This is a genomic window from Promicromonospora iranensis (assembly GCF_028994775.1).
Taxonomy (GTDB): Bacteria; Actinomycetota; Actinomycetes; order Actinomycetales; family Cellulomonadaceae; genus Promicromonospora; species Promicromonospora iranensis_A.
In genome coordinates this window covers 378788-394506 of sequence record NZ_JAJQMN010000005.1, presented here as the reverse complement: position 1 = coordinate 394506, position 15719 = coordinate 378788, and the positions used below count along the sequence as shown (strand labels likewise).

The window sequence follows — 15719 nt, the reverse complement described above, 5'->3', positions numbered from 1 at the left end:
TCATGCGGCCACGAACCGGTACCCCAGCCCTCGGACCGTGTGGATGAAGCGCGGGCTCGTGGGGCTGTCGCCGAGCTTGCGGCGGACGTTGGCCACGTGCACCTCGACCGTACGGTGGTCCGCCCCCGTGACCCGACCTCCATAGCGGTACTGGTCAGGCCACAGCAGGGCCGCCAGGTCGCCTTTGGCCACGGTCCGGCCGCGTGCACCGTGGAGGGCGGCGAGGAGATCGAACTCCGTGCGGGTGAGCTGGACGAGCTCACCCGCCAGGCGGACCGTGCGGCGTGCGGTGTCGAGCTCGAGGTCCCCGGTAGCCACACCGGGCGCGGACACGGCGGGCTGTTCCGGGGCCGATGTCGCGATCCGGCCGGAACGGCGCAGGAGCGCGTCGACACGCGCCCGGAGCTCACGGGGCCGGAACGGCTTGGTGACGTACTCGTCGGCGCCCGCCTCAAGACCCATGAGGGTGTCGGGTTCGTCGGCCCGGCCGGTGAGCATGACGACGACCGTGTCGGAGAAGGTCCGCAGCCGCCGCACGACCTCGAACCCATCGATGTCGGGCAGGGAGACGTCGACGGTCGTCACGACGGGCTCGTGGATCCTGACCAGCGCCACACCCTGCGCTCCGGTGGACGCGGTATGAACGGTGAACCCGGCCTGCTGCAGCGTGACCTCGATGAGTGCGCGGACATCCTCGTCGTCCTCGACGACCACCACGATGCCTCGGCCCCAGGTCTCCTCCATCTGTCGAACGTAACAACGACACCGCCGCGCCGCCGTCCCAAGGCGGCGGACGCGGCGGCGTCGGTGAGTCATGCTTCCCTGCGAGGTACGACCCGTCGAACGGCCACTCCGGCTGCGATCAGCGCGAAGGACGCCAGTGCGAGCCACAGCAGGTTCTCCGGTCCGGTGGCGGCCAGGGCTGCCGCGCCCCCACCTCCGAGTGTGCTCAGTGCTGCTCCGTTATACATGTCACCATCTCCTTTCTCGGTTCGTTGCAGAGTCCAGGTATGCCTTTCCATGGCACACCTGAAGAAATATGTCGAACGGCAGCTCGTAAAGGGTGGCTGCCATCATCTGTCTGGCCATTCCTCGGTCTCGCAGAGTGATGATGCGTTCTACGACAAAAACGCCGGTCAGTGCCATCCAGAACGGCTGGATGTTGAGTGTCCCCAGCGCAACGAGTGACCAGATGATCGTCACGAGGTACGCCACGGTCACCAGGATTCCGAGCATGGTCACCAGCTGTCGGGCCCAGTAGGGCGCGGTGACACGGGTGAGTCCGTACTGGACACAGTTCTCGATCGCACCGCGCTTCCAGCGGAGGCGTTGGTTCCAGAGCTCCCGCCAGGTCGGCATCACCTCCGTCGTCAGGGTGCACCCCTTGGGTGACAGGATCTTGTAGCCGAGGTGCATCAGGGCGAACGAGATCTCGTTGTCCTCCGTCAGCACCGTGGTGTCGTAGATGCCGCCGCGCCCGTCGCCGACGGGGATCTCGTGCGACATCCTCGCGGAGGACACATGCCGCAGCGTCGAGGCGCGGAACACCGCAGCGGTGCCGGTCACGACCAGGCACTTCCCCTTGAGGCGTCGCACGTCCCGGGCGTATCGCGCGTACTCGTTGCGCTGCAGATGACCGATGAACCCTCCGCCGTCCTGTCCACGAAACACGCCCCCGACGGCACCGAGCCGCTCGTCCGCGGCGAGGTGCGAGAGCGCGCTCTCGATGAACCCGGGGTCCAGCACGCTGTCGGCGTCCTGGACCAGCACGAAGTCGTCGTCCTGAAGTCGGGGAAGCACCGCGGACAGGGCCTGGTTGAGGGCTCCGGCCTTCTTGTACTCGTTCCCGACCGTCTCCGTGACGTCGGCGCCGGCTCCCTCGGCGAGGTCGGCCGTGTCGTCGCTCGAGTTGTCGGAGACGACAATGATCTCGTCGGGCAGCCGCGTCTGGCGGCTCAGTGCCGTGACGGTCTCGGTAATTCCTTCCGACTCATTGTGTGCCGGGATCAGGACCACGACGCGGTGACCGGTCGAAATACTCACCGAGGCATTGGCGACCACGGCCGAATCGTGCGCGGCACCGTATTCGCCGGAACGCTTCTCGGAGCGTTGTCTCTCCGCCATGGCGCTGCCTCTCGTGAGTGTCTGAATGACCACTTCCAGCGTGTGGTCCAGAACTCAACGCTCAGCAGAAGATCCTCAAGGAGTCCTCAAGATCGCCCTTCGGGATCTTGAGGTTCTTGAGGATCTTGAGGTTCTGCAGATAAAGCTGTCGATCGCTTTTACGGCCGAGAGATATTCATGACACCGGAACGAGCCGCAGCGGCACCGCAGCGGCTCGTTCCGGTCGTCTCCCCGCGGAGAGACCCGGGTCAGGCGTCCGGGAATCCCTGGGGGTTCTTGGACTGCCAGCGCCAGGTGTCGGCGCACATGTCGTCGATCGTCTTCGTCGCGCGCCAGCCCAGCTCCGTGTTGGCCCGCGACGGGTCGGCCCAGAACGCGGGCAGGTCACCGGCACGGCGCGGCCCGATCTCGTAGGGCAGCTCGCGGCCGACCGCCCGCTCGAACGCCTTCAGCAGCTCCAGCACCGACGTGCCGGTCCCCGTGCCCAGGTTGAACGCACGCGCCGGCTCGGCCATGTCGTCCAGGTGCTCCAGCGCCGCCACGTGCCCGGCCGCGAGGTCGGTGACGTGCAGGTAGTCACGCTCCGCGGTGCCGTCCGCCGTCGGGTAGTCGTTGCCGAACACGGTGAGCTTGTCCCGACGCCCCACGGCCACCTGCGCGATGAACGGCATCAGGTTGTTCGGGACGCCCTGCGGGTCCTCGCCGATCTCGCCGCTCTCGTGCGCACCCACCGGGTTGAAGTAACGCAGCAGCGCCACCTTCCAGCCCTCGGAGATCTGCGCGATGTCCGACAGGACCCGCTCGATCATCACCTTTGTCTGCCCGTACGGCGACGACGAGGACAGGTACTCGTAGTCCTCCCGGTACGGCACCGGAGCCTTCTCGCCGTACACGGTGGCCGACGACGAGAACACCAGCTTCGTCACGCCGTACTTCATCATCGACGTCGCCAGCGCGAACGTGGAGTCCAGGTTGTTGCGGTAGTACTCCAGCGGCTTCGACACCGACTCCCCCACCGCCTTGTACCCGGCGAAGTGGATCACGGCGTCGATCTGCTCGTGCGCGAAGAGCGCCTCGGTCTTGTCGACGTCGGTCAGGTTGAACGCATGGATCGGGATCGACCGGCCGGCGAGCGCCTCCAGGCGCCCTTGCACCGAGGGCTTCGAGTTGGAGAAGTCGTCGACCACCAGGACGTCGTGACCAGCGGCTACCAGGGCGAGCACGGTGTGCGAGCCGATGTAGCCGGCTCCACCCGAGACGAGAACGCGCATGGTCTCAAACTACCGGGTGGCCGCTGCCCGTTGACCACTCCTGTCGTCACCGTCCCGTCGTCACCATCCCGGTCGGCAGCGGTAGCCTCCCGCGCATGACTGTGCCCGAGGCCATGCTCCTGTTCGCCCTTGTCGCGATCCCCCTGACGATCATGCCCGGCCTGGACAGCGCGCTCGTGCTGCGCACCGCCGTCGTCCACGGCAACCGGCACGCCTACGCGACGGCCCTCGGCATCAACGCGGGCGTCCTCGCCTGGGGCGTGGCCGCCGCCGTCGGCGCGACGGCCGTGCTCGCGGCCTCCGAGACCGCCTACCGTGCGCTCACGCTGGCCGGTGCCGCCTACCTCGTGTGGCTCGGCGCTCGCATGCTGTGGTCGAGCTTCCGCCCGGGCCGCTACGACGCGCTGCCCGCCGCCGCCCTGCGGCGCGAGGCGCGGTCCGGCGCCGACATCCCTGGTGACGACCAGGCCGCGTCGCGGTCCGCGTGGCGCTCGTTCGCGGTAGGTGCCACGACGAACCTGCTCAACCCGAAGGTGGGCGTCTTCTACCTCGCGACCATCCCTCAGTTCCTGCCCGACGACGTGCCGCACCTACTCATGGGCCTGCTGCTCGCGATCGAGCACGACGTCCTCGGGTTCGTGTGGCTGGCTCTGCTGATCAACGTAGCCGCTCTGGCGAAGCGTTGGCTGTCCGGGCGCGCGATCGCGCGGGTCACCGACCGGGTGACGGGGGTGGTGCTGCTCGCGTTCGGTGGACGGCTCGGGTGGAACGTCCTGACCGGACAGGCTCGCGTGATCTGACGACGCGAGGCGATAGCCGGCCCTGGCCGTACTCAGCCGCGCCGGGCCGGGGTGCTCTCGGACACGAGTGCGGCGAGCATCTCCTCGACGGAACCTGCCGGATCCGTCACTGGTGACTGCACGCGGCGCACCGTGCCGTCGGGCGCGATCAGCAGCGTGGTCCGTTTGAGCCGGTCCGTGCCGCCGGCTCGGAACACCGGCAGGCGCAGGGCGGACGCGGCCAGGCCGTCCTGGTCGGAGGCCAGCCGGTAGGGGAGCTCGGCGTGCGCGGCGAAGGCGGCGAGCTGGTCGGGCCGCTGCGTGGAGACCCCGAGCACGCGCGCGCCGGCGTCGGCGAGTGCCGCGCTGCTGGCGGCGTAGGTACGGCACTCGAGCGTGCAGCCGCGCGTACCGGGTATGTCGCCCCAGCCGTCGGGGTAGCCGTTCGTCTCGGGGGCGTAGGCGCCGGGGAAGAAGAACAGCACGGTCCACCGGTCGGGGTCGGCGAGGGTGACCGTGCTCCCGTCGTGCGCCGTCAGCGCCACGTCCGGCACGCCCGTACCGAGCAGGCCGTGCACGCGGCGTGCCTCGGCGTCACCAACGGCCCCTGAGACGGTGCCGTCGCCCATCACGAAGCGTGTCCCCCACTCCTGCAACGCGACGAGCACCGGGACGAGGCCCTCGCCGCGCCGGGTGAGCCGGTAGTCGAACCGGGGTGGGTGCTCGGAGTACTGCACCCGCTCCAGGACCCCGTCCTCGACCAGCCGGCCCAGCCGCTCCGTCAGGGCGCGTCTGCTGAGCCCGAGCTCGTGCGTGAACGCCTCGAAGCGTGAGACGCCGGCGGCCGCCTCACGCACGATCAGCAGGCTCTGCCAGTCGCCCACGATGCCGAGCGACTGCGCGATGCCGCAGTCGGCGTCAGCCAGGTCTTCCTTGCGCATGCGGTCATCCTCTCGTACGCCGGTGCTCCGCCGCGTTGCTCCCGCGCCCCGTCGTCTGCCACTCTACCGCCAGTCAGTTCCAGTCTGGAACTGACTATTCCCGTGGAGGCACACCATGACGACGACGGCCCCGACCGCGACCCGCAGCTTCTGGACCTACTGGGCGGCCACGACCACCAGCAACATGGGTTCGGCGGTCACCACGATCGCCCTGCCCCTGACCGCCGTGCTCGTGCTCGACGCCGGACCGTTCGAGACCGGCCTCCTGGCCGCGGCCTCCTACCTGGCCTGGACAGTCATCGGGCTACCGGCCGGCGCCATCGTGCAGCGCTGGCCGCTGCGCGCCACCCAGGTCGTCACCGACCTCGTGCGGGCCGCGGCGATCCTGTCCGTCCCGCTGACGTGGTGGGCCGGACACCTGACCCTGGCGCAGCTGTTCCTGGTGGCCTTGACGCTGAACTTCGCCGAGGTGATCTTCTTCAGCGCCAACACGACGTTCATCACCTCCGTGGTGCCCCGCGACCAGCTCACCGGCCGCAACTCCCTCATGTCAGGGACCCACGCCGTCACCGAGCTCGGCGGCCCTTCGCTCGGCGGGCTGGTGGTCCAGCTCGCCGGCGCCGTGCCCGCACTGCTGCTCGACGCGGTGTCCTACGTCGCCTCCGCCGCCCTGCTGCGCACCCTGCCCGAACGGAGCCAGCCGGGCGCGGACGATCCGACACCCGTGCACCGCAGGATCGCCGAGGGCTGGCGGTTCGTCACCGCGCACCCCGTCATGGCGCCGTGCACCTGGTGGGCATGCGTCGTCAACACCGTCTGCGGCGCGCAGCACGCCCTCTTCGCGATCTACCTGGTCCGAGAGCTGCACGCGCCGGCAGCCGTCGTCGGGCTGCTGCTGGCGACGAGTGGGCTCGGCGCACTGCTCGCCGCCGGCGCCACACCCTGGCTCGTCCGGCGCGTCGGCTCCGCCCGAGTCGTGCTGCACGTGGGGTTCCTCGGATTCGCGGGAGCGCTGCTCCTGCCCGCAGGTACCGGCCACTGGGGCTGGGCCTGCTTCGCTGTCGGCAACGCCGTCTTCGCGGCCAGCGTGGTCCCAGGCAGTGTGGTCACCCGGACCTACCGGCAGGTGGCGAGCCCGCCCGAGCTCCTGTCCCGCGTCATGGGCACCGTGCGGTTCGTGTCCTGGGGCTGTATCCCGCTCGGCGGCCTGCTGGCCGGTGCGCTCGCCGAGGCCGCGGGAACCCGCGCCGTGCTCCTGGGCTCCGCCTTCGTGCTGCTCGCCGCCCCCGCGATCCTCATGGCCGGTCCCGTCCGACGGCTGCGGAACCTGGAGGACCACGACCTGGACGACCACACGGCAGCGCGGCAGCCGTGACCGCACCGGACGCCGCCACTACGCTTCCCCTGTGGCCTACACCGAGCAGCGCACCGACTCCCAGGGCCGCACCGGCTACGTCGGCCGCTTCCGGGTCGACGGACGCCTGCGCAGCACCCGCCGCTTCACCGTCAAGCGGGAGGCGCTCGCGGAGGCGCGGCGCCAGGAGGAGGCCGGCAAGCACGCCGAGTGGGTGGACCCCGCCGCGGGCCGGGCCACGGTCGCCGAGTGGTTCACGATCTGGCAGGAGTCTCGCGTCGATCGAGCGCCCCGCACCCTCGAGGCGGAGCGCGAGCGCTTCCGCTCCCTGGTCGCCCCCGCGTTCGGCGACCGGCCGCTGCGGCAGGTCAGCCATGAGGACGTCGCGCGCTGGGCCGCCACCATGACCTCCCCCACCACCGGGCAGACCGCCTCACCGGCCCGGCGCAGGGACGCCGCGCGCCTGCTGGTGGCCCTGCTCGACGCCGCCGTCGACGCCCGGCGCCTGCGCACCAACCCCGCACGGACGCCGTCGGGCAAGGTGCCCGCCCTACCGCGCGCGCCGAAGACCAAGCCGCACCGCTACCTCTCCCACGAGCAGCTGCGCCGGGTGGCGGACGCCGCCCGGTCGCCCCAGACCCGTACGCTCGTCCTGCTGACCGCCCTGACCGGGCTGCGGTGGGGCGAGGTCAGTGCCCTCACGGTGGGCGACGTCGACCCGCTGCGCCGCCGCGTGCACGTCACCAAGGCGTACACCCGCCTCGACGACGGCACCCTCCTGCTCGGCGACACCAAGACCCACGCCCGGCGCGAGGTCCCCCTGCCCGCGACCCTCGTCGAGGCCGTCGCCGCACAGGCCGCCGGCCGGGCGCCCACCGACCTGCTGTTCACCGGGACGCGCGGCGGTCCACTGCGCCGGGAGAGCTTCGACCGGTCGGCGTTCCGGCCCGCGGTCCTGGCGGCCGGGCGCGCCGTCCGCACGCTGCGTGAGGCCCTGGACCTGCCGGTCTCCGGGCTGTACGACGACGGCGTGGCCGCCGCGGTCCGACGCGCTCAGTCCGCCGGCGGGCTGGAGCCCACCGGCGTCTGCCACCCGGCGACCTGGACCCTCGTGGTCGCCGCCGACCGGGCACGCCGGGACGGGCACACGGACGGCACGACGCGCGGCGAGAAGGTGAGCCGCACCAGGCTGCTCACGGCGCTGTCGAACACGACTCTCGGGCCTGGTGCGGAGGACTTCGACACGCTCACCCTGCACGACCTGCGCCACACCGCCGCGTCGCTCGCCATCTCCGGCGGGGCCACGGTCAAGGCGGTGCAGCGCATGCTGGGGCACGAGTCGCCGGTGCTCACGCTCTCGACGTACGCGGGCCTGTTCGAGGACGACCTCGACGCGTTGGGCGACACGATGAGCGCGGCGTTCCAGGCGACCGCCGTCGTGCCCGAAACGCGCGCGGACACGGGCACCCCGGACGTCACCCCGATCGGGGTGGCGCGGGCACGGGCGGCCGGCTGACCTGGCACCGTTCTCGTGAACAGTTCCCGCGCATCCGGGATGCTGATGTCGAGAACACGCGGACGGCTCCGTCCCAGGGTCGAGGGCGCCCACCGCGCCCCCGACCGCACGGGTCCGGCGACGGGCCCATGACCAGGGAGAGAACCATGGCGAAGTACCTGCTGCTCAAGCACTACCGGCACAACGGCCCCAAGCCCGTGCCCGGTACCGAGGTGATGATGGACCAGTGGACGCCCGAGGAGATCACGGCGCACATCGATTACATGAGCCAGTTCGCCGAGAGGCTGAGGGAACGTGGCGAGTTCGTCAGCGAGGGCGCGCTCTCGCCGGAGGGCACGTTCGTCCGGTACGACGGCGAGGGCCGTCCGCCGGTGACGGACGGCCCGTTCGCGGAGACCAAGGACCTCATCGCGGGCTTCATGATCATCGACGTCGAGTCCCAGGAGCGGGCCTACGAGGCCGCCGCGGAGCTCTCCGCGGCGCCCGGCCAGGGCGGGCGTCCGATCTACGAGTGGCTCGAGGTGCGGCCGTTCTTCGCCGAGCTGCAGGGCACGACCGAGTAGATCAGGACACCAGCATGCACGAGGACCAGGTGAACGAGCTGATCCGTACGCTGGCGCCGCAGGTCCTGGGCGTCCTCGTCCGTCGCGGAGCAGACTTCGCGACGGCCGAGGACGCCGTGCAGGAGGCGCTGATCGAGGCGGTGCGCCACTGGCCCGACAGCCCTCCGGACGAGCCGAAGGCGTGGCTCCTGCGGGTCGCCGGCCGCAAGCTGATCGACGCGCAGCGCGCCGAGGCGGCCCGACGACGGCGCGAGGAACGGGTCCACGACGAACCCCCGCCCGGGCCCACCGAACAGGCGGACGACACGCTGCTCCTGCTGAGCCGGTGCTGCCATCCGGCCCTCAGCCCGGCGTCCGCCATCGCGCTGACGCTCCGGGCCGTCGGCGGGCTCACGACCGCGCAGATCGGGCGCGCCTTCATGGTGCCCGAGTCCACCATGGCGCAACGCATCTCCCGCGCCAAGCGCACGATCACCGGTGAGCGGTTCGACACGCCGGGTGACGTCCGCGCGGTGCTGCACGTTCTGTACCTGATCTTCAACGAGGGGTTCACCGGCGAGATCTCCCTCGCCGACGAGGCGATCCGGCTGACGCGCCAGCTCGCCGCGGCGACCACGCCACGCGCCGGCACGGAGACCGCAGGTGCCAGGTCTGTCTCCCCGGAGCCCGCAGGCTCAGGGGATCCGGAGATCGCCGGCCTGCTCGCCCTGATGCTGCTGCACCACGCCCGGCGGGACGCCCGGTACACCGCCTCGAACGAGCTGGTGCCCCTGGACGAGCAGGACCGCTCGCGGTGGGACACGTCGATGATCAGCGAGGGTGTCGAGGTCCTGCAGGCGGCGCTCGCCCGCGACGTGCTGGGGCAGTACCAGGCGCAGGCTGCGATCGCCGCGCTCCACGACGACGCACCCACCGCCGAGGAGACCGACTGGCCGCAGATCCTCGAGTGGTACGACGAGCTGACCCGGCTCACGGACAGCCCCGTCGTCGCGCTCAACCGCGCGGTCGCCGTCGGCCAGGTGGACGGTCCGCGAGCGGGTCTCGCCGTCCTGGCCGACCTCGACCCCAAGCTCGCGCGGTGGGACGCCGTGGCGGCCCACCTGTACGAGCGCGCCGGCGACGTCGCCCTGGCGATCGAGCACTACACGACGGCTGCGGGCCGGGCCACGAGCCTGCCGGAGCACACCCACCTCATCAAGCAGGCGGCACGGCTGCGGGCGGCTGCTCAGGCCTGAACGGGTTGCTGAGCGGATGCCCGACCGGATGCCCGACCGGCGACCGTCCCCGGCCGGTGCCGACGGCAGGTCTGCCGGGTCGCCCGCAGGTACAGGGCGGTGAGCGGGGCGAGGGACAGCCCCCACACGATGAAGCCGACATAGACCAGGGTGAAGATCCAGGGTGCGATCTCGCCGCCCGACGCCGGGGGCGCGACCACCATCATCACCACGCCGACCACGCTGACGGGCAGCAGCATGAGGGAGCCGATCGTCCCGAACGTCGCGCTGACCAGGTGCAGCACCTTCTGCCCGGCGGTCCTTGGCATGACGCCGGCGCCCATCACCACCGAGACGAAGACGGCCAAGGCACCCAGCAGCACCGTGTCGCCGTACCCGGGAGTGGCGAGCGTGACGCCGTCGAACGAGTCGCCGACCGCACCGATCCGGGAGCCGAGGCCCCAGGCGAGCTTCAGCGCGGTGTACGGCAGGGCTGCCGCGACGGCGACGACCGCCAGCCAGCGCAGTGCCCGCCGGGTCCGGACGCCGACGGCGGGTGGCTCGGCGTCCAGCCGCCCGCACCACGCGCACCGTCCGAGACGCACCCGGTGCTGCACCACTGCCCAGAGAGCCAGCAGGATCCCGGTGGCGGTGACCGCCAGGTGTGTGGCCACGGCGGCCCACGGGATCTCCGTCTCGAAGCCGCCCTCGGCCCCGGTCACCTGGCTGAGGGCGGTGACCACGAGCATCAGCACGGAGTGCGGGACGGCGGGCAGGCTCGCGCTCAGCATCCCGGCCCCCGTCACGGCGGCCACGGTCGTGCGCCGGCGCGAGGCAGGCCGTCCGGTGGGCAGCGTGAGTACCGCCGTGACAAGTGCCAGCACGGCGGCGAACCAGCGCGGCGCGACGGGGACCTCGACAGGGTCGGGGACGTCGGCGAGCCCGATGGCGGCCAGGGCGCCGCCGGCCAGGAGGCAGGCAGCGGGCAGAGCCCAGCGCAGCAGCGCGGACGTCGGCGGGTTCTCGGTCTGGTCCCGCGCCGGGGCGTGCTGGTGGAGGCTCGATCTCATGTCCATGTCAGCGAGCCTGACGCGCGGCCCACGTATGTTGCTCCCGTGCGCGGGGGAATCCGGTCCCCCGCGCGGGGGAGATCGTGCTGAGCCGTACCATGCTGTGCATGTGCTGCGCTCCCGCCGTCGCGACCGTGAGCCGATGACCCGCGAGCCGATGAACCAGGAGACCCGCCCCGAAGAGCTGCCGGCCGAGGTCCTGCGCGACGTGGCCAAGGTGGTCGGCGCGGAGGTCACTCATCTCGACCGCTTACCCGGAGGCGTCAACGGGGGTGCCGTGCGCGTCCAGCTGGACGGAAGGGCAGACGCGGTGCTCAAGGTGGCGCCCCGGGCACACCGCGGGCATCTGGACGAGACGTTGCGAGCTCAGCGCGTGGTCGAGCACATGCGTGGGCGCGGCTATCCCACTCCGGCCTGGCTCGGGGTGGGGGCCACCGCCGCTCACGTATGGCACCTCATGGACCTCGTCGACGCGGCTCCCGCCGCAGAGCTGACGCCGTCCCTCGTCGAGCAGCTGATGGAGATCATCGAGCTCCAGGCCGGCCAGGCCTCGGAGCCCTACGACCACTGGTCGTACGCCTGGCGGGTCGCCACCGGTCGGGAATCGGCCGTCGGCGGGCCGGACCCCGACGAGACACCGGAGCAGGCGCTCCTCCGCCAGTCCGTGGCGAGGCTCCCGGGGTACTCCTGTGACGTGTCGGCCCTGGTCGAGCGCCTGCGGCTCATGTGTGCCGACATCCCGCCGCCACCGGAGGCGCCGGACATGGTCCATGCCGATCTCGCGACCCCCGGCAACATCCTGGTCCGTGACGGAGCGGTGGTGGCGGTCGTGGACATCGGGAACGCGGGGAGCGGCACGCGGGCGACCGATCTCACCAACCTCCTGTGGTACGCCTTCCGGGACCCGCTGCTGGACGACGTCCGAGGGCGGCTGTGGACGAGGATCCTCGACCTGGTCGGCTGGGAAGGGGCGGCGGTGCTCGTAGCGGCGCACATCCTCCACATGCTCGAGATCCCCGTCCGTGACGGGCGGCACGATGCCGTTCCTGAGGTGGTCAGGCGCGGTGATCGCGCCCTCGACGAGCTGAACGCGCTTCGCCCGGGCGCACACATCTAGGAGACTCGGCCCTGGTCCCGGGCGCGGAGGTACATCTCCAGCGCGCCGGCGCCGGCCAGCATCGCCCGTCCGCGGGCCGCCAACCTGCCGTGCCAGTCGCGCAGCGTGGCCTCGAGGGGTTCCACTCCCCCGGCCGAGCGCACCTGAGCGATCAGCGGGGCGATCTGCTCCAGCAGGTAGCCGCCACGCCGGAGCTGGTGGGCGAGCTTCGCGTCGCGCACGGCCGCCTCGTCGTAGACGCGGTAGCCCGTCTGTGCGTCCCGGCGCGGACGCACGATCCCGGCACGCTCCCAGGCCCGCAGCGTCGCGGGCCGGATGCCGAGCTTCGCTGCGAGCGGCCCGATGAACGTGTCGGCGGGCGCGGACCTGCGGGGCGCGGACCCAGGATCGGGTGCGGGTTCGAGGCCGCGGAGCGCTGCCTCCACCGCATGGAGGGTGCGGCGGTCCTCGAGGAGCTGGGCGTGGCTCTCGTCGATGAGGCGGTAGGCGTCGGCCTCGGCGTCGTCGTGCAGTGCCCGCATGATCGCTGTCGCCGTCTGGTGGCCGTGGCCGGGTATCAGGGCGAGGAACGCGCGCAGGGCGCGCGCATGCGTCGTGCCGTACACGCGGTAGCCGTGCGGTGTCCGTGCCGCTGCCGGGAGGATGCCCGCGTCCTCGTAGTTCCGGACCGCCTGGGTGGACAGACCGTGCTCGCGCGCCAGATCGACCGGTCGTAGCCGCGTCCTGGTTTGAGGCTCTGGATCCATCTGTGCACCCATCTCAACAGCAAGTTTCAACCGGGCCTTCAACGATACCTTTGAGGGAATGGCGACAGGCATCCAGGAGATCAGGTATCCCGTCGACTCCGCGGCGGTCATGCGACTGCTGCCCACCCGGCCGCGCATTCTCGGGCTGGGTGAGCCGACCCACGGCGAGGAGACCCTGCTCGCGGTGCGCAACGAGCTGTTCCAGCAGCTCGTCGAGCAGGAGGGCTATCGGACGATCGCCCTCGAGAGCAGCTGTCTGGCGGGCCTGCTCGTGGACGACTACGTCGCCACGGGCGAGGGTGACCTCGACGAGGTCATGACGCACGGCTTCAGTCACGAGTGGGGCGCGTTCCCCGGCAACCGCGAGCTGGTGCGCTGGATGCGCGGCTACAACGAGGGCCGGCCGGCGTCCGACCGGCTCCGGTTCGCCGGCATCGACGGACCGCTGGAGATCACGGGTGCGGCAAGCCCCCGGGAGGCTCTCCTCGGGCTGCACGGCTACCTGGCGGCCCGGGTGGACAAGGATCTGCTCCCCTGCACCGGCGACGTCCTCGAGAGCTTGATCGGCGCCGACGACCGGTGGACCGAGCCCGCCGCGATGATGGATCCGAGCCGGTCCGTCGGGCAGTCCGCCGAGGCCAGGGAGCTGCGGCTGCTCGCCGGCGACCTCGTGGCACTGCTCGGCGCGCGGGCGCCCCAGCTGGTCGCGGAGTCCTCAACCACGGACTGGGAGCGGGCACGGTTGTACGGGCGCACCGCTACCGGGCTGCTGCGGTACCACTTCTGGATGGCCGACCCGGGTCCGGGCCGCATGACCTGGCTGCTCGGGGTGCGGGACGCGATGATGGCGGCCAACCTGCTCGCGGCCGCCGAGCGGGGCACGGTGCTGGTGAACGCCCACAACAGCCACCTGCAGCGGGGCCTGAGCACCATGCGCATGTGGGACCATCCGAGGCTGGAGTGGTGGGGCGCCGGGGCTCTTGTCGACGCCGAGCTCGGTGCGCAGTATGCGGTCGTGGCCACGGCGGTCGGCACCATCCGACACCAGGGGGTCGACACGCCGCCGTCGGACACCGTCGAAGGCATGCTGTACGCACTCCCCGGAGATCACCACCTCGTCGACGCCGGACGGCTGGCGTGCGCACTCGGGGAAGCCCGGCCGGAGGCCCGTGTGTCCCCCTGGTTCGGTTACGCCCCGCTCGACCCGGCACACCTCGCACGCACTGACGGCATCGTCTTCGTCAAGGATGCGGAGCAGCCGTAGCGGGGGGGTGTCGCGCGGCGTCGGCCGTCGTGGCTGGCGGCGTCACCAGCGCTCACTATCTGCTCACTGACGGAATGAGTAGTGCTACTCAGAGGCGGTCGGATCGGCGATATCTAGCGGCTCAGCCGGTGTGAAAGCAGTCGTGCGCACCCGCTTCAGGAAAGCGGGTGCGTACTTTGTGGGAGGCGAGTAGGAGTAGTATTGCCAAACTACTCGTACTACTACGGGTGGGCGCTACGGACGAATGATCGGGGAACGACGTGCGGGACAGGGAACGGGTCTTCCAGGCTGCCGAGGCACTGACTGCCGACGGCGTGGCGGTCACGGTGACGAACGTGCGCGAGCGCGCCGGCTGCTCCAACGCCGCGGCGACGAAGTACCTGCGGGAGTGGCGGGACACGAAGGCCGCGGAGGACGAGGCTCGTCAGGCGCTCCCTGACCTGCCCCCCGCGGTCACGGCGCTGGTGGACCGTGGGCTCGACGCCCTGTGGGGCGCTGCGGTCGAGGTGGCGCGCTCCGAGCACGAGGCGGCGGCCGCCGCACAGGACGAGGCCCTGACCGCCGTCGTCGGCGAGGCGGACGCCCTGGCCGCCCGTGTCGACGAGGCCGATGCGGAGCTCGCCCAGTTCCGTGCGGTCCTGGAGTCGGCCCGCGAGTACGCGCGGTCCGCCGAGGAGGAACGCGCCACCGCGGAGAAAGAGCGGGCGGACGCCGTGGCGGCATCCGCCCGGCTGGAGGGTGACCTGTCCACCGTGCGTCAGGCGCTCGACGCCGCGCGGGACGAGCTCGTGCGGGAGCGGTCCGCGACGGTGGCTGCCGAACGCGCCCGGTCCGACGCCGAGGCCGCCCGTGCGCAGGCGGAGGGCGCCGCCGTAGGACTGCGGGAGTCGCTGGCCGATGTTCGCGCGGCGCTCGAGGCCGCCCGGTCCGACGCCGCCCAGGCTCACCGGGATCGTGGGGCGGCAGAGGCCGCCCGCTCGGCCGCGGAAGCGTCGGTCGCCCGGCTCGAGGGCGAGCTCTCGGCGTCCCGGGAGGCGCTGGAGTCGGCGCGCGGGCAGGCCGCCGAGGCCGAGCAGGCCCGGATGGCGGCCATCGCCGCCCAGTCACGGGCCGAGGGCACGGCCGCGGGGCTGCGGGAGGCGCTGGAGTCGGCGGCTGCCGGTGCACGTGCGGGCTCCTCGGACGCCGGGGAGCACGCAGAGGTGTCGAGCCGCTGAGCGCTCGACCACCAGCCGGTTGCCGGCCGCGCGCCGCGGTGTCAGTGGCAGGTGCTGTGATGGCCTGATGAACCTTCGCGGATTTGCCACCATCAGCTACTGGGCCGACGACGTCGCGGCGGCCGCCGCCTGGTACACGCAGCTGCTCGGCGTCGAGCCGTACTTCGAGCGGTCCGGGCCGGACGGTGTGCTCGCCTACGCGGAGTTCCGGATCGGTGACAAGCAGGCCGAGCTCGGGATCGTGAGCCGCGCCTACGCACCGCCGGGCTTCCCCGCGGAGCCAGGCGGTGCGGTCATGTACTGGCACGTCGACGACCTGGAGGGCACGCTGGTGCGGCTCCATGAGCTGGGCGCCACCGAGTACCAGCCCGTCACGCCCCGTGAGGCGGGGTTCGTCACCGCGTCCGTCGTGGACCCGTTCGGGAACGTCCTCGGCGTCATGTACAACCCGCACTACATGGAGCAGCACCCGGCCGCCGGCTGACCACCCGCGACCGGACCAACCCCGGGACAACCGCGGCGCACTGCCGCTAGGTTGCCTGC

At 71.6% G+C, this 15719-nt stretch carries 15 protein-coding genes; 9 read left to right on the top strand and 6 right to left on the bottom strand.

The window, feature by feature from the left end; translation table 11 throughout:
• From LUU90_RS11705 to galE, 3 genes are all read right to left on the bottom strand, one after another.
• Complete coding sequence (locus LUU90_RS11705; protein WP_275003601.1) at nt 1-744, bottom strand: response regulator transcription factor; 744 nt, start codon at nt 742-744, stop codon at nt 1-3.
• Nucleotides 745-972: 228 nt separating this feature from the next.
• Entirely contained in the window at nt 973-2043 is a 1071-nt protein-coding gene (locus LUU90_RS11700) for a glycosyltransferase family 2 protein (protein WP_275003600.1), read from the bottom strand.
• Nucleotides 2044-2372: 329 nt separating this feature from the next.
• Nucleotides 2373-3395, bottom strand: coding sequence for a UDP-glucose 4-epimerase GalE (gene galE, locus LUU90_RS11695; protein ID WP_275003599.1), 1023 nt, complete (start codon nt 3393-3395; stop codon nt 2373-2375).
• Between the two features lie 95 nt (nt 3396-3490).
• Between galE and LUU90_RS11690 the strand changes: the two genes are divergently transcribed.
• Nucleotides 3491-4195, top strand: a complete 705-nt coding sequence (locus LUU90_RS11690; RefSeq protein WP_275003598.1) for a LysE family translocator — start codon at nt 3491-3493, stop codon at nt 4193-4195.
• A 32-nt stretch (nt 4196-4227) separates the two neighbouring features.
• Here the strand turns inward: LUU90_RS11690 and LUU90_RS11685 are convergent, their stop codons facing one another.
• Complete coding sequence (locus LUU90_RS11685) at nt 4228-5115, bottom strand: winged helix-turn-helix transcriptional regulator (protein WP_275003597.1); 888 nt, start codon at nt 5113-5115, stop codon at nt 4228-4230.
• A 115-nt stretch (nt 5116-5230) separates the two neighbouring features.
• On the opposite strand from LUU90_RS11685, the gene LUU90_RS11680 reads away from it, so the two are divergent.
• The 4 genes from LUU90_RS11680 to LUU90_RS11665 all read left to right on the top strand — a co-directional run bounded on the left by LUU90_RS11680 (nt 5231) and on the right by LUU90_RS11665 (nt 9783).
• Complete coding sequence (locus LUU90_RS11680) at nt 5231-6490, top strand: MFS transporter (protein WP_275003596.1); 1260 nt, start codon at nt 5231-5233, stop codon at nt 6488-6490.
• Between the two features lie 31 nt (nt 6491-6521).
• Complete coding sequence (locus tag LUU90_RS11675; RefSeq protein ID WP_275003595.1) at nt 6522-7985, top strand: tyrosine-type recombinase/integrase; 1464 nt, start codon at nt 6522-6524, stop codon at nt 7983-7985.
• 146 nt (nt 7986-8131) lie between these two features.
• Complete coding sequence (locus LUU90_RS11670) at nt 8132-8548, top strand: YciI family protein (RefSeq protein ID WP_275003594.1); 417 nt, start codon at nt 8132-8134, stop codon at nt 8546-8548.
• Nucleotides 8549-8562: 14 nt separating this feature from the next.
• Nucleotides 8563-9783 (top strand): RNA polymerase sigma factor, encoded by a 1221-nt coding sequence (locus LUU90_RS11665; RefSeq protein WP_275003593.1) that lies wholly within the window; start codon nt 8563-8565, stop codon nt 9781-9783.
• On the opposite strand, the gene LUU90_RS11660 is transcribed toward LUU90_RS11665, so the two are convergent.
• Nucleotides 9774-10838: a hypothetical protein gene (locus LUU90_RS11660; RefSeq protein ID WP_275003592.1), complete on the bottom strand. Its 1065-nt coding sequence runs from the start codon at nt 10836-10838 to the stop codon at nt 9774-9776. The genes LUU90_RS11665 and LUU90_RS11660 overlap by 10 nt on opposite strands.
• Nucleotides 10839-10974: 136 nt before the next feature.
• Here LUU90_RS11660 and LUU90_RS11655 point away from each other — a divergent pair, with 136 nt between their 5' ends.
• Nucleotides 10975-11949, top strand: coding sequence for a phosphotransferase family protein (locus tag LUU90_RS11655; protein WP_275003591.1), 975 nt, complete (start codon nt 10975-10977; stop codon nt 11947-11949).
• Here LUU90_RS11655 and LUU90_RS11650 read toward each other — a convergent pair.
• Entirely contained in the window at nt 11946-12695 is a 750-nt protein-coding gene (locus LUU90_RS11650; protein WP_275003590.1) for a TioE family transcriptional regulator, read from the bottom strand. The two genes, LUU90_RS11655 and LUU90_RS11650, sit on opposite strands and share 4 nt — an antisense overlap.
• Before the next feature lie 58 nt (nt 12696-12753).
• Between LUU90_RS11650 and LUU90_RS11645 the strand changes: the two genes are divergently transcribed.
• The 3 genes from LUU90_RS11645 to LUU90_RS11635 all read left to right on the top strand — a co-directional run bounded on the left by LUU90_RS11645 (nt 12754) and on the right by LUU90_RS11635 (nt 15660).
• Complete coding sequence (locus LUU90_RS11645) at nt 12754-13959, top strand: erythromycin esterase family protein (protein ID WP_275003589.1); 1206 nt, start codon at nt 12754-12756, stop codon at nt 13957-13959.
• 260 nt (nt 13960-14219) lie between these two features.
• Nucleotides 14220-15176 carry a DNA-binding protein gene (locus LUU90_RS11640; protein ID WP_275003588.1) on the top strand — a complete coding sequence of 319 codons (957 nt, stop codon included), beginning with the start codon at nt 14220-14222 and terminating at the stop codon, nt 15174-15176.
• Nucleotides 15177-15243: 67 nt separating this feature from the next.
• Entirely contained in the window at nt 15244-15660 is a 417-nt protein-coding gene (locus LUU90_RS11635; protein WP_275003587.1) for a VOC family protein, read from the top strand.
• Nucleotides 15661-15719: the final 59 nt, after the last annotated feature.

Bases quoted from the DNA above. Each gene is read 5' to 3' on its own strand.
- LUU90_RS11670 (WP_275003594.1), top strand. From the start codon at position 8,132: ATGGCGAAGTACCTGCTGCTCAAGCACTACCGGCACAACGGCCCCAAG.
- LUU90_RS11705 (WP_275003601.1), bottom strand. From the start codon at position 744: ATGGAGGAGACCTGGGGCCGAGGCATCGTGGTGGTCGTCGAGGACGAC.
- LUU90_RS11655 (WP_275003591.1), top strand. From the start codon at position 10,975: ATGACCCGCGAGCCGATGAACCAGGAGACCCGCCCCGAAGAGCTGCCG.
- LUU90_RS11680 (WP_275003596.1), top strand. From the start codon at position 5,231: ATGACGACGACGGCCCCGACCGCGACCCGCAGCTTCTGGACCTACTGG.
- LUU90_RS11685 (WP_275003597.1), bottom strand. From the start codon at position 5,115: ATGCGCAAGGAAGACCTGGCTGACGCCGACTGCGGCATCGCGCAGTCG.
- galE (WP_275003599.1), bottom strand. From the start codon at position 3,395: ATGCGCGTTCTCGTCTCGGGTGGAGCCGGCTACATCGGCTCGCACACC.
- LUU90_RS11665 (WP_275003593.1), top strand. From the start codon at position 8,563: ATGCACGAGGACCAGGTGAACGAGCTGATCCGTACGCTGGCGCCGCAG.
- LUU90_RS11660 (WP_275003592.1), bottom strand. From the start codon at position 10,838: ATGGACATGAGATCGAGCCTCCACCAGCACGCCCCGGCGCGGGACCAG.
- LUU90_RS11650 (WP_275003590.1), bottom strand. From the start codon at position 12,695: ATGGATCCAGAGCCTCAAACCAGGACGCGGCTACGACCGGTCGATCTG.
- LUU90_RS11645 (WP_275003589.1), top strand. From the start codon at position 12,754: ATGGCGACAGGCATCCAGGAGATCAGGTATCCCGTCGACTCCGCGGCG.
- LUU90_RS11690 (WP_275003598.1), top strand. From the start codon at position 3,491: ATGACTGTGCCCGAGGCCATGCTCCTGTTCGCCCTTGTCGCGATCCCC.
- LUU90_RS11635 (WP_275003587.1), top strand. From the start codon at position 15,244: ATGAACCTTCGCGGATTTGCCACCATCAGCTACTGGGCCGACGACGTC.